This is a genomic window from Bacillus sp. SRB3LM (assembly GCF_015712745.1).
In the GTDB taxonomy this organism is placed as follows: domain Bacteria; phylum Bacillota; class Bacilli; order Bacillales; family Bacillaceae_G; genus Bacillus_A; species Bacillus_A thuringiensis_K.
Window position 1 is genome coordinate 42,693 of sequence record NZ_VWVQ01000002.1, and the last position, 21,064, is coordinate 63,756.

The window sequence follows — 21,064 nt, forward strand, 5'->3', positions numbered from 1 at the left end:
TTGGCCAAGGTAGTTTTTTATTATGGAAGCATGAACAGCTCAAAGTCAGCACAGTTGATTATGACCGCATTTAATTTCGAACAACAAGGAAAGAACTTCGAGATCGTTAAGAGTTCTCAGGATACAAGGGATACAAAGATTAAGTCTCGTGCCCTAAGTATTGAGATGGATTGCACACCAATTACTCATTTCACGGAATTAATTCAGATAGCAATGCTGAAAAAACCTGACTGGTTATTTGTAGATGAAGTTCAATTCATGGACAAGGACATGATCGATACACTTTCGCATTTAGCAGATGATTTCGGGATTAATGTTGTTGCCTACGGGTTAATGACAGATTTCCAAGGTCAGTTATTTGAAGGAAGTAAGCGATTAGTTGAATCAGCAGATAGTATTCGTGAAATTAAGAACCAATGCATTCATTGTGAGAATAAAGCAAATCGAAATGTGCGCCTAGTAAACAACATTCCTGTCTTTGAGGGAGAAGTCGTGCAGGTAGGTGGCAATGAGTCTTACTCAAGTGTTTGTCGCCGCTGCTACAACAAAATAAAAAGAGAATCTAAATCTACTCAGAAACAATAGGGGTGATATAGCGATGGCAATGCATAAGAAATTGAGCGTTGGAAGCATGTTGTTTACTTATCATGAACCACGTTATGACTATTCGAATCATCGTTATGGTCGTGATAAGTACATCATTGAATTCAAAGCCTTATACATTCATAACCGGCGTGAAAGAACGACTGGGGCGAATGTACCAAAATCATTAATACCTACGCTTGAAAAGTTAGGTATTAAATATGAAACAAATCATTACGATCAAGACAGTGTTTGTGCTGTTGGGTGCAGGAATTATATCTATAGCAGATGTAGTTCACCAATGCCTTATCCTTCAGTAGAACAAATTAAATTTGCTCAAGAAAAACTCGAAAATGAGTTAAGCGCAGCAACTGCACGTAATGAAGGAGTCTCTTTAATGGAAGTAGAGTTTGTTCAAGACTTTAAAGAGAAAAAAATGTCTAACAAAGACGCTGTATTTTCGTTGTTAAAACCGCTTCATGACTATGTAGCGAATGAAACATATATATCAAACTAAAAAGCCGGAGGTAATTTATTATGTATCAAAAACAATTAATCGTAGGTCGTTTAACTCGTGATCCAGAAAGCACTCCTTATGGGGAAAACACAGTTTGTCGTTTTGCTGTAGCAGTAGATGATGGTTACGGCGATAAAAAAACTACTGACTTCTTTAATGTCTCTGCATGGGGAAAATTAGGTGCAAACGTACAACAGTACACTAAAAAGGGTTCGGTTGTTTTAGTAGAAGGTAAAATGAAATCTTCTAAAAAAGACAATGTGACTTATTGGGAGCTTCGTGCAGATAATATCAAATTCCTTTCTTCTAATAATGATGGTGGACAAGGTAATGGTCAGCAACAACAAGGTCAAGGACAGCAGCAGTTCCAACAACAGCAACAACAGCAATTCCAGGGGCAACAGCAGTTCCAACCACAAGGTCAGCAACAACAGTTCCAAGGTCAAAACCCTTATGCTCAACAAGGTCAACAACAGTTCCAACAACCTCCATACCAACAGCAAGGACAACAAGGGCAATACAACCCTGAGATGTTCGCTGGTGGCGTGAACATTAGTGACGATGCTCTACCATTCTAGGGTAGGGTATTCGTTTCTTGAGGTGATTATATGAGTACTCAACGACGATTACGATCAGAGTTAAAACAAGGGCTTCATCAATTCCTGATGGGCCTTTATAACTCTTATTTACAAACGTTACCGCATGAAGAAGCAGTAGAACAAATTTCTGTTTGTTTAACTGAGGAGTTTGAATACTTTACTAAACAAGCTATGAAACAAGAAGAATCTCTTGATCTTGGAAGCCTTATTAATAAGGTAGAAAAGCGTGCTAGGAGTGAAAGGGACTCTGCAAAGCAGTTCGGGTTGTATGAAGATGTGGAAGTCCTAGTGCGTGCACAGGAGATTCTCGCAAAATACAACACGACGGAGGACAATAAATGAGCATTGAAAAATTAATGTCTACAATCAACAAACAACTAGGGGAAGACACAATCGGTTATTCGGTTAATACAGGTCCAACTATTAAACTCTTCTCAAGTGGTTCATTAACAATGGACTTAGCTTTAGGTGGAGGAGTAGCAAATGGTCGTATTATTGAGTACTTTGGTAACTCAATGGCTGGAAAAACAACACTAATGTTTCTTCATATAGCTGAAGTTCAACGTAAAAATGAAGGCTATGTTGCTTTCATTGATATGGAACATGCTATGAATAAAGAACTAGCACAACAATACGGAGTAGACTTAGATAAATTAATCTATGTAAACCCAAAAACTGCAGAAAATGCTGTAGATATTGCTGATAGTCTTATTCGCTCAGGGGAAGTTCGTTTGATTGCAATTGACTCTGTATCTGCAATGGTTCCGACTAAGATTGTGGAATCTTCTGCTGAACAACAAACTATGGGTCTACTAGCTCGTTTCATGAGTACAACAATGCAGAAGTTAACTGGTATTGCTTATGAGCATAATTGCACAGTTGGATTCATTAACCAAATTCGTGAAGCTATCGGTAAATTTAGTCCAAATGGTACGCCAACGACAACTTCTGGTGGTCGTGCATTGCCATTCTATGCTTCTCAACGTATTCGAGTTACGATGGGCGAATACATTAAGCAAGGTAATGAGATCATTGGTCACTGGGTAAAAATTAAGGTTGTGAAAAATAAAATTGCAGTTCCGTTCAAAGAGGCTTCGTTCCCATTGATTTATGGGCATGGTGTAGACCGTGTTGACGAAGTAGCTCAGGTTGCCAAATTAGCAGGTTTTGTTGTTCAAGCCGGAGCATGGTATCGAATTATTGATGAGGAAACCGGCGAAATCCGTACTCACAATGGACAAGACCTAAAGTTCCAAGGACAAGAAAAGTTGGTTGCTTATTTACATGCTACACCTGAGATTGCTGCTGAACTTGAAGCGAAAATCCGTGGAGTAGAAGTTGAGCTTCCAGATGGTGAACGTGTAGATGAAGATGGTTATGGTGATGTGGAAGCAGCACCAAAAACAGAATTACAAGCTGCAGCATAAAAAATAAAAACAGAATTAGTCCCTACATGATATTTCCTACTCGATTAGGCTACATTCTGTAATATCTTGAGAGGTATCGAATATGAATATGTTACGTTCAAGCTTTGGTGGACACTTCGCAGGATCTGGTATCGTTCAAGATGCTGATATGCGAGATGATTTCATTATCCGTCGCGGTGTTAAAATTGATCGTGGGGTTACACTTCCTACTGATAAATTTAGCAGCGATAAAGATGGTAAGAAAGCATTTAATGATTACTGCGAATCTATGTCCAGCGAAGTAATAACATACAATATGTATGAACAAACAGAGCCCGTTGCTCTATAGTCAAAAAGGTAAGGCCGTTCACTAGAAAGTGGGCGGTTCTTCTTTTTGTCTGAAAATATAAAACAATTACATGAAAAATGACCTAAATGAATCTTAAATGACATCTATGTCATTCAAGCCAAATCGATTTTAATTAAAAGTATAATAGCATCATAAGTTGCTAGATAAATTGGAGGACTAATTAAAATGTATATAGATAAAATGTTTGAAGAATTAAAAGCAAAAATGGTTTATGAATTACAACAGGTTACATTATCAAACTTTAACAGATATGAAGAATGGGCTAAACCTCATCACAGAATTATTGAACAGCTTGTAGAATTAAGCAAAATGAGTTACGAAGGCGGCGGTGTTGGAGTAGATGTTGTATTAGAACCAACAGAAGTATTAGCACCAGAAGCAATTGTTGTTGAACCAGTAGAAGTGGTAGACACATATCCAGTTGGACACGTATTTACTTTCCTTAAGAAAGCATTTGGCGGTGTAATTGAAGAATTAAAATATCCAATTCCAGAAGAACTAGTTCGTAAGCTTTCTATGGAAAATGAAAATAAACTTGAAATAGTAGGTATCAAAGGTGAATTCCAAGATGGTTCACCAATTTATGAATTCCGTATCGTGGATCGGAAAAATGTTCCGAACCCTAACTTAGCAGAAATTAAGATGGGTATCGTTGAAGAAATAGGTAGTCGATTAGTAGTTACAAGCACAAACAACGGAGCAATTTTTGTAAATGAATCACCTGCATGTTTATATATTAATGAAAAAGATGCACAACGTTTCAAAATTAGTAAAGACGACATTATTGATGGCCGTTTCTACACAAATAACATTACAAATAGTTTCCGTGCAACATATAAATACGACACAGACGAAATCGAAAAAGAAACTTCTGTTGAGTCAAAACGATTAACATATCGTCAAAACAATGCAGCTGAATCAGAATCGGGCTTCTCCATGATAGATCGACTTGATAAAACACCTTTTCTGAACAAAAAAATCCTATTAGTAGGATTAGAAGGACGTATGAACAACTTTAAAGATTCGTTAGATGGAGTAGAGGAAATACAACTTACTCATCTTACAGGGGATGAACACAAACAAAAAATTCGTGCTCAAATTCTTAAGTCTGACTACGTAATTATTAGTACGCAAGAAAATAGTCATGATGCAAGTAAGTATGTTGCGAAAATTTGTAATGAATTTTTCGTTCCATGCAAATCAACATCTGCAGATGGATTATTCGGCGTATTAATGGATGTAAAAGAATTAATTGACCAACAAGCAGCTTAATAGGTGAGGGCTAACGCCCTTACCTTTTTTAATATGGGAGGAAAAGTTATGAGCAATATTACTACAGAAGTAAATCATTTCATGGTAGATGGGAAACTAGTTTGCGTGGTCACCACTTATCAGGATGGTTCCTTCCTATGTGACTCAAGACATGATGTTACAAGTGAAGTACATAAAGTTATTGAAGGAATTTCGGTTGGGTGATATAGAATCATTCACTATTATATATAAAACAAAAAACTAAAAAACTGGAGAGTGTTGAAAATGAATAAAGAACTAAGCTTAAATGGGTATGGTTATAACAAAGAGGACAGCAACAACGATCAATATCCTCAATTTGAATTAAGTGTAAAGAACTTCTTTGATATGGCTATTGATTCAGGAAAGAAACTGTTCACTACAAATGTTGGTGAATTATATGAAATCTATTTAAATAATCTACCTGCAGAAGCTCGTCAGCATTACACTTGTAACGCTTGTCGTACTTTCATTAATCGCTTCGGTGGTCTTGTTACTATCGATGAAGATGGAACTATGAATTCTGCAATGTGGAACGAAGATATTACACCAGGTTTCTTCGCACCAGCAGTTTCTGCAATGAAAAAAGCGGTGTTAAATTCAAGAGTAAACGGTGTATTTATTCCAGATGCACGAGTATTAGGTATTCCTCGTACTGGTGAATGGACTCATTTATCTGTAGCATTACCTCAAACACTAGTAAATCGTTCTGTAATTCGTACTGCACATCAAGTTACGGCAGAGAAATTAGAAGACTTTAAAATGCTTATCAGAGCATTAATGGAGTATTCAGTTGATGTAGTGGATCAAGCGGTAGGACTTTTAAAAACAGAATCTTTATATCGCTCAGAGAAGTGCTTAGGTACTGCTGAATGGTTTAGAGAAGTGCATGCAAAACGCGACAGCGTTAAAAATTCTCGCAATAAAGAAAACATTGTTTGGTTAGCTGTTGCTACAGCACCGACAGGTTTCTGTCATGTTAGAAGTTCAATGATTGGAACGCTTCTTGATGATATCGCTTCTGGTATGTCATTCGATACAGTTAGTCGTCGATTTGCTGATAAGATGCACCCATTACAATACCAACGTCCACAAGCAGCTCCATCAGCAGGCAATATTGCTCAAGCTGAAAAGATTGTTGAGAAATTAGGAATTCAAAAATCTTTAAGTCGTCGATTTGCACGAGTAGAGGAACTAAAAACAGAATGGACTCCTAAAGGTAAATCAGAAACTGCTAAAAGTACTGGAGGTATCTTCTCACATCTTCAATCAAAAGATAAGAAAGAGTTACCGAAAATGAATGTACCACCAGTCACTATGACATGGAGAAAGTTCATGGAAACAGTTCTTCCATTAGCAGAAGAAATTGAATACCAAGTTAAGAGTGTTGATAACTTCTCAGCTATTCTTACAGCTTCATATGAAGATGCACCGCCGATTTTACAATGGGACAAAGAAGAACAGCGTAATCCTTTCTCTTGGTACGTTTACAGTGGTGGCTCAAATGCTAGCAAGTGGAATGTATCTACAGGCTACCAAAAAGTAACGGCAATTACATTCCAGCCGTCTATGTGGTATGACGAAAATGCTCATCAAGGAAAAGCAGTATTCCTTATTCTAGATGGAGCAAAAGATAATCGATTTAATAGTGCTGGTAATGCATTGTTCCCAGAAATCCTTAAATCAGAGTTACGTGAAATTCGCTCAACTCTTGAAGCTTATTCCAAGGGTGCAACTATTGAAGAATACGAAGAAGCTTCTGCTTGTGGCGTTCGATTACAATATGGTGCAACTTGGAACGCAATGGTTCGTGTAACAACAAAAACAGGAACAGCAGTCTACAAGCTTGATCGTTGGGATTGATAATCTCAACAACTTTAAATAAGTCTCGGGTGATTTCGGTTGCCTGAGACTCTTTTTTCAACAACGACAAAAAATAAAAAACAACGAGAGAAAAAGGAGCAATATACAATGAAAATTATTAACTTTGGAAGTACATATAAAATCTACGGTGACGACTTAAAAACTTATGACAAATTACCAGCTGCTACATATAAAGTAGAGTTCAATCCAAGATCAGGTTTCTCTTTAGAGAAGATCGATAACTTTACATCAACGGAAGCAAAGATTTACGGAAGTCACCCAGAAAAGATTAGTAAAGTATTAAAATCATATGACAAATTTGAACGTAGCTTAGGTATTATCTTGAGTGGTAATAAAGGAATGGGTAAATCTATGTTTGTTCAACTTATTGCAGAAGCAGTTGTTAAAAAGGACATCCCAGTTATTATGGTAACAAAGGCGTTCCCAGGCATTGCTGATTTCATTGAACAAATTAACCAAGAAGCATTAATTATCTTGGATGAATTTGAAAAGATGTTTAATCCTCGTAATGAAGAAGCAGAAAAACAAGAGAACTTACTTGGGTTATTTGATGGTACTTCTCAGAAGAAACGTATTTATGCAATTACGGTAAACGATCTTAACAAGGTAAATGAGTTTATGTTAAGCCGTCCTGGTCGATTCCATTACCATATCCGATTTGATTATCCAACTGCTACTGAAATTGAAATCTACCTAAAAGATAAAATTGATGAGCAGTATCACGGCGAAATCAAGCATGTTGTAGCATTTGCAAATCGCGTGAAACTTAACTATGACAGCTTACGTGCAATTGCATTTGAATTAAATGAAGGGTATTCATTCCGTTCTTCTATTGGTGATTTAAATATCTTAACAACAGATTCACAACGTTATGACGTTAAAGTGATTCTTGATAATGGCAAGACTATCGAATTAAGAAGCAAGAGTATCAATCTGTTCAGTGAAACGATTGGACTTAGTGGTTATATGAGTGGCGGGGGTTACTTCTCTATGGATTTCAATCCATCAAATATCGTTGAAGAAACACATAAGATGATTGTTGATGGAGAATTTGTAAAAGCAAAATTCCAAGATGAAGATGATGAGCCATTAAAAGGAATCAAAGTGGAGTCTGTCATCATTACACATACAGCTGAAGCGGGCGTTAACTACAAATTTGCTAGCTAATTTATAAATAAAACAAAACATGGCTCTCCCCAGTGGAGGGCCTTTTTATTTGGAGGGAATTACATTGTCAACAACTGCTACTATTACAAAAGATTCAGAAGTGCGTTTCACCATAGAAAACAAGTCGGGGTATTTAAATACAGAACTAGGTATTCGTAAAGTGAAGCTATTCAAACCTTCTACCAAACAACAAGGGATTGGTGTTGTTACAACAATGTTAGTTGATGCAGGGATTGGAGAAACCCGTATTGTGGTGTTCAACTCTAAAGAGAATTCAGGCGAACTCTACCTACGTGCTCCTCAATCAAAAAGCTTTGTTGGTGGAGAAGTTAAATTCTATGACGAAGTAAAAATTAATAAACCTTCTCAAGATTACTTACTTTCTCTATTGGATTCTTACGTAGAAAAAGAGAATGTTCAGCGAGTGAAATTACTCTAATTCGCGGGTTGACTTTCCTATTTCTAAATCCTTACGTTATAGCAAGAAAAGAAAAGGGAGGATGGAAATTGGCTTTAATAGATGACTATCAGAAGGATACTTTAAAACTTATCTTAGCTCAAGAATGGACTCCAGATAATCGTGCAGTATGGGAAGATGGATCACCGATTGCAACAAAACGAATTTTCGGTGTTGTTAATCGTTATGATTTATCAAAAGAATTCCCAGCACCAACAACTCGTCCACTACCATTAAAAACAATCTTTGATGAAGTAGATTGGATTTATCGTAAACGTTCTAACAACGTAAATGATATGAAGGCGAAAATTTGGAACCAATGGGCATTTAAAAAGACAAGACTTAGATTCTCAAAATCATTTCCTTTTGTTCGATTAGAGAAAAAAGGTTCAATTGGTAAGGCATACGGATATCAAGTAGCTAAACCTATACATGGTTATGACAATCAAATGGATTATGTCTTGGGAGAACTGAAACGAGATCCATTTACTCGTAGAGCAGTAATTGAAATGTGGAACGTAGATGATACAGGAAGAATGAATTTACCTCCATGTGCTCACCACTTGCAATTTTGGTCAGATGGAAAGAAAACAAATCTGATTTTAAAACAAAGATCTCAGGACTTTGTTACAGCAAATGCTTTTAATGTATGTGAATACGCAATACTTTTACACATGGTTGCTCGTCATATCGGGCAAGAAGTAGGGGAATTGTTACATATTATCGGAGATTGCCATATTTACAACAAACACCTTGAATTGGCAGAAGAGCTTGTTAAAAGAGAGCCTTATGCCGCTCCTACTTTATGGATTAATCCCGAAAAAACAGATTTTTATAGTTTTACAGCAGATGATTTCCGCTTAGAAAACTATGAGAAACACCCACAAATGAAAATTGAGGTAGCAGTATGATTAGCCTGATTGTAGCTGCAGATGAAAACAATGCAATTGGCTTTGAAAATAAACTGCTTTGCCGATTGAAGGACGATATGAAGCATTTCATAAAGAAAACAAAAGGCAAACCAATCATTATGGGTTATAAAACTTTTGCTTCTCTTGGTCACAAACCATTAAAGGACCGATTTAATATTGTACTCACTAGAAGTCCAATGGCTTTAACAATGGATCATCTGCATTTAGTAGATGAGAACCTTGTATTTGAAAGCTTAGAGTACATTCAATTCATGATTGAACAGTCGAAAGATAAAGAGATTATTGTTATTGGTGGTCAACAAACATATGAGTTGTTCCTACCGATGGCTTCTCGTGTTTATCTTACACGCATTCATCATAAGTTCCCTGAAGTAGATTCATACTTTCCTATGTTAGACAGTTCGGAATGGTCGTCTAAGTTAGACGCAAAACATGCAGAAAGTGAGGACAATGATCATCCGTTCAGTATATATACTTTTGAAAGGAAGGGTTAAATATGTTAAAGAATCGTTCATGTTCATGGTGTGACGGCACCGGTATTGTGAAGAGTGGCTTTTGTAGTATGTGTAAAGGAAAAGGACATGTTGAAGTACTCAAACAAGTAGAGACTTCTTCTAAAAAACAACCTAGCTTAGCTTGTCTTATTCGTTCTATTTCTAAGCATACAACTCCGGAGCAGTTTTCGAACATCATGAATGATTGCTAAGATTTACCCAACTAGAGCAAAGGCTCCTTGAAAAAGGGGCTTCCTTTCTTAAAAAGTGAATACCCTCAACAATTAATGTGAGGAGGGACTTATATGTTCCAGAGTAATCAAGGAGGAAAACAAATGACAGCAGTAACTACAGAAGCTCCACCAGTGGAGCAAGACGTTGTAGAAGAACCCGTTAAATTAGAAAAGAACTATTTTGCGGAAATGGCAGGTATGGATGTAACGAAATACCTAGAAAAGAAAAATGGATTCTCTTATATGAGTTGGGCTCATGCAGTTGAACAACTTAAACGAAAACATCCTGATGCAAAGATTAATGTAAAACGTTTCCCTGAGCCTGAAACAGGTGGTCTTTTAGTACCATATATAAGAACCGCTCTTGGATACTTTGTAGAAGTAGAAGTTATCGTAAATGGTGTTTCTGTATCTGAACCTTTCCCAGTATTAGACTTCCGTAATAAACCAATCGCTAAACCTACAACATTTGACATCAATAACAGTATCCAACGTGCAAAGGTGAAAGCTATTGCAGGTCATGGACTTGGACTATACGTATACGCTGGTGAAGACTTACCAGTTGATTCTGATGATAAGGGGCCTAATCAGGCTCCTCAAAACTATCAACAACAGAATTATCAGCAACAACAGCAATATCAAAACCCACCACAGCAACAAAACCCTTATGCAGCTACAGATCAACAGAAGATTACTATTCGTGATTTAGCAACGCAAATGGCAACATTGTCATTAGGTGCAGGGGCTGGACAAGATGCTGTAGTAGCTAAAATGAAAGAGATTTACGAGCAATTTAAGATTACTGCTAATCTTACACAAGAAATTGCAAATGTAAAAATCAACGAAATCGGAGCGGCTGTTAAAGCAATTCACGATAGTCGTATGATGCAACAAACTCAAGTATCACAGCAACAATCAAATAACCTATTCAGCATGCCACAGGCTCAATAAAGCTTGTTTCATGTGGGCTAAGTTAGGAATAGGAAAAGTATGATATGGTTCTTACTTCCGTAAATCGTTATGGTAGCTAAGTACCATATTTTCTTTTTCGAGGTGTTGCATATGTCCAAAGAATTTATTATGGATAACAAAGGGGCATTAATTCGTATTATTGTCTTTGCGTTAGCTTGGTTAAACCAGTACTTGGTTGCCAAAGGTCAACAACCGTTACCTGTTGTAGGTGAAACGGAGATTGCTGCTGTTCTTACTTTTGTCGCGTCAGTAATGACATTGGTAAAAGATAATAAAGTAGCACCTAAGGCGAAAGAAACCAAGTAATAGTGCCACCTTGTAAGACGAGTTTAAATACTCGTCTTATTTTTTTTGCTGACTTATTGACGAATCCGATTTAACTGCTTACGTTTCCATAAGAAGTTTAGGGAACGAAACAAATCAACACCTATAGTTAATCGAAAGGGGGAGGTAATTTGTTAGCTACAGTAGAGAATCCTTTGATGGGTACATTAAATAGTAGCCAACAAAGAGCAGTTTTAACAACAGAGGGACGAGTCCTTGTGTTGGCCGGAGCTGGTTCGGGAAAAACAAAAGTGTTAACTACTCGTATTGCTTATTTACTGGAGCAGGGTGTAGATCCTTGGCGTATTCTTGCCATTACATTTACGAATAAATCTGCTAAAGAAATGAAGGAACGAGTAGCTGGTATGGATAGTCGGGCTTCTAAGAGCTGGATTGGTACATTCCATAGTATCTGTAACCGTATCCTATCTACTAATATTCATCATCTAGGAATAGATATGTTTACGTTAATGGACGATACAGACCAAAAGGCAATTATGAAGACGGCAGCTGTTCAATTAGGATTAGAAGCGGACAAGACAATTGTTTATAATCTGATGTCTCAAGTTTCCACATGGAAGAATGCAGGAATAAGTCCTGGTCAAGCACAGGCCGAAAATACAGGAGATAAAGAGAAGCTTGCTGTTTCTCATATTTATCAACGATATGAAGACTTAAAAGCTATTCATAATTATTTTGACTTTGATGACTTGCTACTTAAAACGGTTCATCTATTTCAAAATAATCCAGAGTTACTAGGGAGATATCAAAACACATTCCGCTACATTCTCATAGATGAATTTCAGGACACCAACAAAATTCAATTTGATTTGATTGAAATGTTATCTCAAAAACACGGAAACATTTTCTTAGTTGGTGATGCGGATCAATCTATTTATTCATTCCGTGCAGCGAAAATTGAGAACATCTTAAACTATCAGAAGATCCATCCGGAAACTCAGCTGATATTGTTACAAGAAAATTATCGTTCTACTCAAAAAATCGTAAATGCTTCCAACTCGTTAGTTGGTAACAACAAAATGAGATTAGAAAGAGAAGCCTTTTCTGTAAGTGGAGTAGGGGATGACATTCATGTGTTCCGATTCAATGATGCATCTAGGGAAGCAGATTTTGTTGCCCGAATGATTGTGAATATGAGAAAGGCGACTCAGTGTGATTGGAAAGACTTCGCTGTTCTTTATCGAATGAACTTCCAGTCAAAGCATTTAGAACTCGCTTTACGTGATGAAAACATTCCATACAAGATTGTTGGAACAACTTCTTTCTATGATAGAAAAGAAATCAAAGATCTTGTCTCATATATTCGTGCAAGTCATAACTTAACAGATGATTATGCACTTGAGAGAGTCATCAATGTACCTAGTCGTAAGATTGGTAAAACAACGATTGAAAAAATCTATGCGTTTGCTCATGAAAGAAGAATTCCATTCTTTGTTGCTTTACAAAACATTGATGAAGTAGCAGCTCAATCAAAGATTAATAAATCGACAGTTGCAAAGATTAAAGAATTTGCGACGTTAATGCAAGAGCTTAGTCAGTTAGCATTAGTCGGTGAATTCTCTGCTACTAAATTTATGCAAACACTTATTAAGAAGACAGATTTTATGGGTCAGTTTGATAAGGAAAAAGAAGAAGATGAAGCTAGAATCGAAAACGTAACTCATTTACGTGACTACGCTCGTCATTGGGATGCACAGGAAAAAGAAATTAACTCCTTAGCTCAATTTGTTTCTGAAATCACTTTAGATGGTGATTCAGATGAAGATGAAACTGATTTCGTTACTTTAACATCTGTTCACTCTGCTAAAGGTTTAGAATGGCCTGAAACATTCGTGATTGGATTGGAAGATGATGTGTTTCCACATTATCGTTCTAAGCAAAAACTCTCAGACTTGGAAGAAGAGCGACGCTTAATGTATGTAGCTATGACCAGAGCTGGAAAACGACTGTACCTCACTCATTCAGCCTTTAAATATGAGTACGGTTCCCAGAAACCGATTAGGCAAAAACCTAGTCCGTTCTTGGGAGAGATTCCAGACGATTATAAAACGGTCATGATACAAACGGCTTAAGTCGTTATTCTCCAGGAGGTAACATCCAACATGAATATTTTAAAACTATTTAAAAACAAAAAGACTAGAGGATTTGAAGTGTTAGATGATTTTAAAGAGCACTTTGAAAACTTTTCAGTATTAAAGCCAACTCGTAAAACTCTTAACGCTGCAGGATATGATATTGCTGCAATCGGTGATTATGTTATTCCGCCGAATTCAAAAGCGATTATTAATACAGGGTTAACTGCCTATATGAAAGAGGATGAATGGTTAGCTCTATTTGTAAGAAGTGGCTTGGCTTATGGGAAGGATTTAACCTTACAGAATGCAACTGGCGTTATCGATGCTGATTTCTATGGTAACCATATTCGAATTCTACTTCGTAATGAAGGAACAGAACCGTTTGTTGTAAAACATGGAGATCGTATCGCACAAGGTATTTTCCTTCCTTATCTTACAGCCGATGATGATTATGCATCAGAACTTCGCACTGGAGGATTTGGTAGCACAGGTGGGGTGAGCGCAGCATGATTATCATAGCATTAGAAGGTTTAGATAAGTCAGGTAAGAAGTCTCAAGCAGACAAGCTACACAAAGCTTTATATGAACGCGGTTATAACGTAGAACAATCTGAGTTCCATCGTTATGATACACCAACCGGTGGGTTAATTCGTCAATTTCTTGATGGAGAATATAATCCGGGGCAACTTGCAATTGAATGTATTATGGCAGCAGATAAGTATGCTCAACTTAGCTGGTTTGAAGAGTTATCTGAGAAATTAGATGTTCTTATATTAGATCGATACTTAGTAAGCCAACTTGTATATAGTACAGCAAATGGTGTTGATATCGATTTTACAGCAAGTTTACTAGACCGTATGCCAGAGCCTAACTTCCAAATCTTTTTAGATATTGAACCGGAAGAATCAATGAAGCGAAAAGGTAAGCATGGTGAAAACGACAAGTATGAAAGCGATAAGGAATTATTAACAAGAGCTCGTGATCTTTATCTTCGTTATATGAAGTTAGAAGAGGAAGATGGAAATGCAATGATTCTAGATGGAACATTAACCGTCGAAGAATTGCATCAACAAATCTTGGAGCGCACATTATCCCTATTAACAGAAAGTAAGGAGGAATAGTGCATGAATCCAATTGTTGATATGACAGCACAAGAGTGGGTAATTTATCGCAATACTTTAAATCGTGATACACAATCTATTAACATTCCTACCGATGTGAACCCAGCGATGGCTATTAGTATTTTATCAAGAATAGATAACATATACTCAACTCTTCGTATTCAATTCTCTGATTTAGAATCATCTAAAGAACGAATTGATTTAATGGTGAAAGAGATTGAGCGTGTCGGCTTAACAGGAAAGAATGAAGACGAAAGAAAGCGTAACGCTGTTATGGAAGTAAGAAAAGTTACTACCCAAGAAGGATTAACTTTGTATGATATGCAGCGAGAATCAACAGAACGATACATGTTTATTAAAGGAATTTTAGATGTTCTTATTAACAAGCAAAATCGTCTAATAACAATCAATGGCTTACTTAAATTAGATAAGGATTTAATGGTTTCGCAAGACTCATTTAATTCTTTAGGTAGAGCCTCATAAAAATAAAGAAAGGAGAAACTTACGATGACGATTACGGAACACGCTGTCAGGAGGTATAAGCAACGTGTAGGGAAAAGAACAGCTTCTAAAAAACGTGTTGTGATGCAAATAAATCGAGATCTTGCTCGTGATGTGAAATACAAAAAGAAATCCAAAGTTAAAGATCATTACATTCTAGTCACATCTAGATACCAAGCTGTTTGTTATAAACACAGAGTAGTTACCATCACAGGTTTAAATGAAGATGCTTCTAATTTCAAGCAAACATCTAGTTGCGACGAGGAGTTGAGTCTAGTTGCATAAGTGTAATGAAGAAACACATAACAAGTGCGAAAACTCGGCTCTCTGTCATTTATGCGATGGAGTTCGTCTTTATAAGAACAGTAAAGAAGAAAGACAACGTAAACTAGAAGCAAGAGAAAGAAATAAAGAAGCGGAGCGTAATGCTGCTTTCCGAACTCATAAAAGTGAGAAGAAAGAGGGTATGGCTTTTGAAAAAGATGTAACAAAAAGATGGAACGCTGCTTTCAACAAAGTAAATAAGCAAGAGGACTTGTTTAAGCAGGGGAACAAGAAAACAAAGATTCAAAAACCTCGTATACAAGTTGATGAACCGGCGAAGGAAGAACATCCTAAGCCGATAGAAAAACCAGTTCCTTCTATTATATTATCGTCAATGGGTGCCACACCAACAATGAAGAATAAACCAATCGTAGACGCAAAACGTCAAGCGAACAGCGGAGCTTTGTGGTATGCAAAAGGAGACATTAAAACCCAAGACTACTTAATGGAATGTAAAGAACGAGGTACTATCAACGCACGAGGCGAAAAAACAATAAGTATTCCGAAAGACTGGCTTTTAAAACAAGAACTCGAAGCTTTTCAAGAGAATCGTCCTTATTGGGTGATTCCATTCCGATACAAAAATGACGACTCTATTTACTTAGTAAAGTCATTTGATCAAGAGATTGAGATGTATCAACAATTGAGAAGTCTAAGAGAAGAAAATGAAAAATTAAAAAGACAGATTGGATAGAATACTCAGAAAGATGACAAAGTTGTCATGGAACGTTTATCTAAAGTTAATTGGTATCTTACTACGGAATATGGCAGAATAAATATAGTAATAGAACTTATATTTAAAGACTTTAGGAGTGAAGTATTTGAATTCTGCAAATCTGGGATGGTTTGTTTTGTCCCAAACTATATTAGGAATTGGTAACTATGCTATTATGTGCTCCTTATTCCGTTTAAGATTCCATAGGCACATTACTATAATTTCAGTTATTTCTTTTTTAACTAGTGTGGTTAATTATTCTATATACTTTAATAAGCAGCATGAAGGGCTTGGTTATTTGGTGCCTATAATAGGTATGGTCATATCTTTCCTTTACCTAGCAGCTGTAGAAAAAGTTCCTGTAATTTGGTCACTTATAGTGACAGTTGCAGGTGGAGTAGTCATTCCGCTACTTATTCAAATTGCGATTATGTATTGTTCATTTGGATTCTTTAGTCCTGTTGAACTAAAAGAGCATATTTGGAGAAATTACGCAATGGATATTACCTCTGGTTTTATCTATGGTACATTGGCGTTTGTTCTTTATTCTCAAGACTGGAATTTCAATTTTGATTTTGAAAAAATACGTTTTAAGAGAGAGAAGCATTTAATAGTAGGACTTTCCCTTTTTGGAGCAATTTATTTGCCAGCGTCATTCTTTTTGTCGCAAGTAAGAGGTATTGATTTAAATATCACATTCCTAGCTATCAGCTCTTCTTTATTATTCGTAATCCTTCTAGTATTTGCGATAAGGAAAGATAGGCCAGAAATACAATATGTAAAACCGATTACGGAGGTGAAAACCAATGTTTAAGAAATTAGTCGTGTGTCTTTCAACAGCTATTGCTTTAGCAACGATCCTTACATTTGCAGCTGATTCGGATAAATCAGTTGTTAAATCTGACACTACTACTCAAACACAACAAGCAGAAGCTATTACAAGTGGCATCTCTTGGTGGTGGGAGTAATGAGCGAAGAAAGCTTGCATCTTTATGATTGCGGCTTTCTTTTTTTTGTTTGTATACATATAAATAATCAGACTTGTATGTAAATAAAAAAAATGTCATCGAACGTTCATTCTATTTTAATTGGTATATTATTGCTGAATATGTCAGAATTAACTTTAGTCAGCAATGATATCCAAGAGAGGGTTTTACAATGAGATTTCATGAAGATTTTACAAGGTGCGAATGCGGTAGTGCATATCTAAGAAAAGAGATTTGCGTTCTTGCAAACTATGAAAAAGATTCGGCTGAAAAAGTAGTAGGTTTTAATGAGCTCCCTGAAAGAAACGAGATCCGTTATACATGTTCAAATTGCAATAAACTCATTCATATAACAAGGGAGTAAATATAATGTCAAACAATGAAAAATCAGAAAAAAAGTCAAATGTATTTGAAGAAACTTTTGGTGGGCTATTAGACGACAACAAGAAAGAGCCGGACGCTGTAGTTCACCAACCTAAAGAAAAATTAGAAGATGTTCTATTTGGAGCAGAAGAAAATCAAACGCTTTCTCATGAAGATGCAGAGAAAGCAGCTGAAAACTATATTCCTCCTTCTATTGGAGATGAACAGTGGGAGCAATTTGTAGGTCGAGTACCTTTACCTCCTATTAATAGAGAACAAGAATCAAGAGCCGTATCTATTGGCTTACAAGAGATTCGAAAAATGAAGGAGTACATGTTATATATTCATCGTCATATGATTAATGAATTTAACCGTATCTATGCTTCATTCCCTATTCTCTTTGCAAAAGATTTTGAAGAGAAATTTGGTACTGCACATAAAGAGTTAGTAACAATCATGGAAGATGTCGAACACTTAGTTGCTGGTGACATCGATCATGTAGAAGCAGTAAAAAACGACTTCAAACTCACGCAAATCTTCGAAGAAAAGCGTTTATCACTTCTTTATGACCTTTTAGAACATTACAACAAGAAAAAATAAAAATAGATAACAATAAGCACTTGCCAAATCGATGTGTAAGTGCTTATGTTTCTACTTGGACATTTTATATTGTAATTTAAATGGTTTTTAAGGTAGAAACAACTGTTGTAAACATTGCGTAGAGGTGAGGTAGTTTATATGGAGAACAAACAAATCGTATCATACAATGCACAATCAAGAGGACATAAGACCAAGGGTAATACATACAAAGATCGTTACGTCGAGAATACATGCCCTGAGTGCGAAAACCCTCGTGCTTATAAAGATGAATGGAAGACAAGAATTAAGTACACATGCTTAAAGCGTGCTTGCCGTCATCAATGGTTCGAAAAAAAAGAATTTCCTGAAGTAAAAGAATAAGAAAGCCAATATATAAAGAGTCCATTCTTTTTTTAGAGGGCTCTTTTTTTATTTCTCCATACCAATAAACTAGTAATCTTCTCACACATGATACAGCAGAAATACAACGATGAGAGGATTTGATTCAACATGAAACAAAAAATCACAAAGGGCAAAGTAATACAAAACTGTTTGAAAGCAACAGCAGCGATCGTAGTGGCTAGCGGCGTAGGATTTCAATTTCACGAGATTCAAGAACTAAACAAAGAAGTAACAGCCTTAGAAAAGAATCACAATAAAACTGTCCTAGAATTGAAAACCGCTAAAGAAAACAACAAAACGCTAGAAGAGCAGAAGAAGCAAATTCAATCTGCTACAGAACAGCTTTCCGTAGAAATGGAAGAGCTAAAACATAGTAAAGAAGCTATTGAGCAAGAGAAACAAAAGTCTCTAGAAGATAATCAAAAACTTCAAGCAGAGAATGCAGAATTAGCTAAGCAAGTACGCGAAGCGAAGGAGTCTGCCAGGCCAGTAAAGTCTGATAAACCAAAATCAGACACTGTAAAACCTGTTGTTTCTAATCCAACTCCTAGCGCTGCTCCAACCCCAACTCCAGCTGCAGCTCCTGCTAAGAATACTAGTGAGAATGCTGGTGTTTCTAAAACAATCATGGGTGTTGGTACTGCTTATATGATAAATGAGCCAGGGGTAACAGGTCTTACTGCTTCAGGTAAGAAAGTACAACCAGGTATGATCGCTATGGACCGTTCAGTTCCATTTGGTACGAAGGTAAGAATCACATGTGAATCTTATCCATCTATCAACGGTATCTATACAGTAGAAGACCGTGGTGGAGCTATCAAAGGTAACATAGTTGATATCTACATGACCGATGCTGACAGAATGTATGATTTCGGACGAAGAGATATAAAGATAGAGTTTCTTAACTAACAATCGAATAGGAGGGTCCCGCTATTGTTTTCACTCCGTTTACAGGGTGACCAATTAGACATTCGTATTGAAACGAAACTATCTACTCAAATGTTCCGCGAATATACGGACTTCATGAGGTCACTACCGGGTGCATATTATATTGAGCAGGAATATAAGTGGATGGTTCCAAAACGTCATGTAGACGCTTTTGTTGAACGCTACGAGGATATAACCGCTTGGCACACAACTATAGAAAGTATTAAGGGGATTCAAGAAGTTTTACTTCCTGAGTTCCCTATGTTAGATGATTTTTCGGATTTTAAATTACAGCCATATGAGTTTCAGCAACAAGGTATTTCCTTCTTAACTCATGTCAAAAGCGGTATTATCGGAGATGACATGGGATTGGGAAAAACGGTGCAAACAATGGGTGCTGCTCACATGTTATGGAAACAAGGAAAAGTAAAAAAGGTTCTCGTTATTTGTCCGTCTTCATTAAAATATCAGTGGTCTTCAGAAATTGAAAAATTCCTGGGGCATACCAATATTGTTATTGATGGTAAAAATACAAAAGAGAAAAATAAAGCTTTTCTTAAATTCATTAATGGCGATTACTTATTTGGTATCGTCAATTATGAATTAGTTCGAAGCATGAGTGATATGATGAAGGAATTTCATTATGATGTAATTATTGCTGATGAAGCCCACCGATTGAAAAATAGGGGGTCTATTACCTATAAAGCAGTTAATGCATTACCTTCTACATATCGATTCGCAAGTACTGGTACGCCACTTCAAAATAACGTAGAAGAACTATATGCTTTAGTTGAATGGGTACAACCAGGGTTACTAGGTAAGGTTACCGAATTCAGAAAGAAATACATTGTTTACGCTTCCAAGTTTGGTAGACGTTTCGTTCCAATTGGAAACAAGCGATTGGGTGAACTTCGCCGCATTATTTCCCCTTACATGCTTCGTCGTTTAAAGAAAGATGTTGCACAAGACTTACCACCAATGATTTTCCATCGTCGAGATGTTGAAATGAATAACGCTCAAGCCAATCTATACAACAAGATTCAGGAAGATTTCCTAACTCTATTAGAAGAGTTGTCTTCCCAACAAGTAAATGGTCAGTATGATCAAGAAGGCAATTGGGTTGAAGAGAAACGTAAGAAGGAAGATCAAGTACTAGGTTACTTATATATGATGGTTGCTTCATCAGACCATCCTGCTTTACTTCAGATGGGGCAAAGTGGTATGTCTAAGCATTACCTAGCATATATTCCGGAAAACGTTAAATCTCCGAAGCTGACAGAACTAGTGGATATATGTAAAGAACGTATAGAAGCAGGCATAAACAAAATTGTTATCTTTACTCAATTTGCTAAAATGCAAACGCTTATAGATGAAGAGCTGAGTACATTAGGTAAGGTAGCGTTACTAAATGGATCAATGTCTTCTGCTCAAAGACAAGAGCAGCTAGAAACGTTTAAGACAAATCCTGAGTATAAATTCTTTGTGCTAACAGATGCAGGGAACTACGGTTTGAATATCCAATTTGCTAATACACTTATTAATTATGATTCTCCGTGGAACCCAGCTACATTTGAACAACGAGCAGGGCGTGTACACCGTATTGGTTCTACACATAACGTAGTTGATATTATTAGCTTGGTAACAATGGGAACGATTGATGAAAAAATCCAAGAAACATTGGAAGAAAAACGTAAGCTTGGTGTAGCTGTTATTGAACGAAATCAATCTGAGCGAAGCATGATGAATGGATTAATTGCTTCTATTAAAAAGAAATCAATTGCTAAAGCTGCATAGTCAGACAAGGAGAGGGTTAACACCCTCTC

28 protein-coding genes are annotated in these 21,064 nt (G+C 36.6%); all 28 read left to right on the plus strand.

Annotated elements, in window-relative coordinates; all coding sequences use genetic code 11:
- Positions 1-585: a thymidine kinase gene (locus F3I02_RS00330; protein WP_098265093.1), complete on the plus strand. Its 585-nt coding sequence runs from the start codon at positions 1-3 to the stop codon at positions 583-585.
- 13 nt (positions 586-598) lie between these two features.
- Positions 599-1,099: a hypothetical protein gene (locus F3I02_RS00335; protein ID WP_196477284.1), complete on the plus strand. Its 501-nt coding sequence runs from the start codon at positions 599-601 to the stop codon at positions 1,097-1,099.
- 20 nt (positions 1,100-1,119) lie between these two features.
- Positions 1,120-1,677, plus strand: a complete 558-nt coding sequence (locus tag F3I02_RS00340) for a single-stranded DNA-binding protein (protein ID WP_196477285.1) — start codon at positions 1,120-1,122, stop codon at positions 1,675-1,677.
- 30 nt (positions 1,678-1,707) lie between these two features.
- Positions 1,708-2,040 (plus strand): hypothetical protein, encoded by a 333-nt coding sequence (locus F3I02_RS00345; RefSeq protein WP_196477286.1) that lies wholly within the window; start codon positions 1,708-1,710, stop codon positions 2,038-2,040.
- Entirely contained in the window at positions 2,037-3,125 is a 1,089-nt protein-coding gene (locus F3I02_RS00350; protein ID WP_196477287.1) for a recombinase RecA, read from the plus strand. Before F3I02_RS00345 ends, F3I02_RS00350 begins: the two co-directional genes overlap by 4 nt.
- A gap of 82 nt (positions 3,126-3,207) precedes the next feature.
- The gene (locus F3I02_RS00355; RefSeq protein WP_230876731.1) at positions 3,208-3,453 is read left to right on the plus strand and encodes a hypothetical protein; all 246 of its coding nucleotides are present in this window, start codon (positions 3,208-3,210) and stop codon (positions 3,451-3,453) included.
- Between the two features lie 186 nt (positions 3,454-3,639).
- Positions 3,640-4,746: a hypothetical protein gene (locus tag F3I02_RS00360; protein WP_196477288.1), complete on the plus strand. Its 1,107-nt coding sequence runs from the start codon at positions 3,640-3,642 to the stop codon at positions 4,744-4,746.
- 48 nt (positions 4,747-4,794) lie between these two features.
- Positions 4,795-4,950, plus strand: a complete 156-nt coding sequence (locus F3I02_RS00365; protein ID WP_153587191.1) for a hypothetical protein — start codon at positions 4,795-4,797, stop codon at positions 4,948-4,950.
- 60 nt (positions 4,951-5,010) lie between these two features.
- Complete coding sequence (locus F3I02_RS00370) at positions 5,011-6,627, plus strand: hypothetical protein (protein WP_196477289.1); 1,617 nt, start codon at positions 5,011-5,013, stop codon at positions 6,625-6,627.
- Positions 6,628-6,735: 108 nt separating this feature from the next.
- Positions 6,736-7,815: an ATP-binding protein gene (locus tag F3I02_RS00375; protein WP_196477290.1), complete on the plus strand. Its 1,080-nt coding sequence runs from the start codon at positions 6,736-6,738 to the stop codon at positions 7,813-7,815.
- 49 nt (positions 7,816-7,864) lie between these two features.
- Positions 7,865-8,254: a hypothetical protein gene (locus F3I02_RS00380; protein ID WP_230876732.1), complete on the plus strand. Its 390-nt coding sequence runs from the start codon at positions 7,865-7,867 to the stop codon at positions 8,252-8,254.
- Between the two features lie 68 nt (positions 8,255-8,322).
- Positions 8,323-9,183 carry a thymidylate synthase gene (gene thyA / locus F3I02_RS00385; protein ID WP_196477292.1) on the plus strand — a complete coding sequence of 287 codons (861 nt, stop codon included), beginning with the start codon at positions 8,323-8,325 and terminating at the stop codon, positions 9,181-9,183.
- Positions 9,180-9,698, plus strand: coding sequence for a dihydrofolate reductase (locus tag F3I02_RS00390; RefSeq protein WP_196477293.1), 519 nt, complete (start codon positions 9,180-9,182; stop codon positions 9,696-9,698). Before thyA ends, F3I02_RS00390 begins: the two co-directional genes overlap by 4 nt.
- A 2-nt stretch (positions 9,699-9,700) precedes the next feature.
- Entirely contained in the window at positions 9,701-9,910 is a 210-nt protein-coding gene (locus tag F3I02_RS00395; RefSeq protein WP_196477294.1) for a hypothetical protein, read from the plus strand.
- A gap of 93 nt (positions 9,911-10,003) precedes the next feature.
- A complete protein-coding gene (locus F3I02_RS00400; RefSeq protein WP_196477295.1) occupies positions 10,004-10,882 on the plus strand; it encodes a Sak single strand annealing protein in 879 nt (292 codons plus the stop codon).
- Positions 10,883-11,011: 129 nt separating this feature from the next.
- Positions 11,012-11,209 (plus strand): phage holin, encoded by a 198-nt coding sequence (locus F3I02_RS00405; protein WP_230876733.1) that lies wholly within the window; start codon positions 11,012-11,014, stop codon positions 11,207-11,209.
- Between the two features lie 149 nt (positions 11,210-11,358).
- On the plus strand, positions 11,359-13,320 hold the full coding sequence (locus tag F3I02_RS00410) for an ATP-dependent helicase (RefSeq protein ID WP_196477297.1): 1,962 nt from the start codon (positions 11,359-11,361) through the stop codon (positions 13,318-13,320).
- Positions 13,321-13,350: 30 nt separating this feature from the next.
- Positions 13,351-13,833: a dUTP diphosphatase gene (dut, locus tag F3I02_RS00415; protein WP_196477298.1), complete on the plus strand. Its 483-nt coding sequence runs from the start codon at positions 13,351-13,353 to the stop codon at positions 13,831-13,833.
- Positions 13,830-14,444 carry a dTMP kinase gene (gene tmk, locus F3I02_RS00420; RefSeq protein WP_196477299.1) on the plus strand — a complete coding sequence of 205 codons (615 nt, stop codon included), beginning with the start codon at positions 13,830-13,832 and terminating at the stop codon, positions 14,442-14,444. The genes dut and tmk overlap by 4 nt, the downstream gene beginning before the upstream one ends.
- Before the next feature lie 3 nt (positions 14,445-14,447).
- Positions 14,448-14,927 (plus strand): hypothetical protein, encoded by a 480-nt coding sequence (locus F3I02_RS00425; RefSeq protein ID WP_196477300.1) that lies wholly within the window; start codon positions 14,448-14,450, stop codon positions 14,925-14,927.
- Between the two features lie 24 nt (positions 14,928-14,951).
- Positions 14,952-15,230 carry a hypothetical protein gene (locus tag F3I02_RS00430; RefSeq protein ID WP_000156298.1) on the plus strand — a complete coding sequence of 93 codons (279 nt, stop codon included), beginning with the start codon at positions 14,952-14,954 and terminating at the stop codon, positions 15,228-15,230.
- Complete coding sequence (locus F3I02_RS00435; protein ID WP_196477301.1) at positions 15,223-15,963, plus strand: hypothetical protein; 741 nt, start codon at positions 15,223-15,225, stop codon at positions 15,961-15,963. Before F3I02_RS00430 ends, F3I02_RS00435 begins: the two co-directional genes overlap by 8 nt.
- A gap of 118 nt (positions 15,964-16,081) precedes the next feature.
- Entirely contained in the window at positions 16,082-16,798 is a 717-nt protein-coding gene (locus tag F3I02_RS00440; RefSeq protein WP_308018090.1) for a hypothetical protein, read from the plus strand.
- Positions 16,791-16,952, plus strand: coding sequence for a hypothetical protein (locus F3I02_RS00445; protein ID WP_180358550.1), 162 nt, complete (start codon positions 16,791-16,793; stop codon positions 16,950-16,952). The genes F3I02_RS00440 and F3I02_RS00445 overlap by 8 nt, the downstream gene beginning before the upstream one ends.
- A gap of 387 nt (positions 16,953-17,339) precedes the next feature.
- A complete protein-coding gene (locus F3I02_RS00450; RefSeq protein ID WP_196477303.1) occupies positions 17,340-17,933 on the plus strand; it encodes a hypothetical protein in 594 nt (197 codons plus the stop codon).
- Positions 17,934-18,071: 138 nt separating this feature from the next.
- Positions 18,072-18,293 carry a zinc ribbon domain-containing protein gene (locus F3I02_RS00455; RefSeq protein ID WP_196477304.1) on the plus strand — a complete coding sequence of 74 codons (222 nt, stop codon included), beginning with the start codon at positions 18,072-18,074 and terminating at the stop codon, positions 18,291-18,293.
- A 129-nt stretch (positions 18,294-18,422) separates the two neighbouring features.
- On the plus strand, positions 18,423-19,223 hold the full coding sequence (locus F3I02_RS00460) for a 3D domain-containing protein (RefSeq protein ID WP_196477305.1): 801 nt from the start codon (positions 18,423-18,425) through the stop codon (positions 19,221-19,223).
- Between the two features lie 24 nt (positions 19,224-19,247).
- Entirely contained in the window at positions 19,248-21,035 is a 1,788-nt protein-coding gene (locus tag F3I02_RS00465; protein WP_196477306.1) for a DEAD/DEAH box helicase, read from the plus strand.
- Positions 21,036-21,064: the final 29 nt, after the last annotated feature.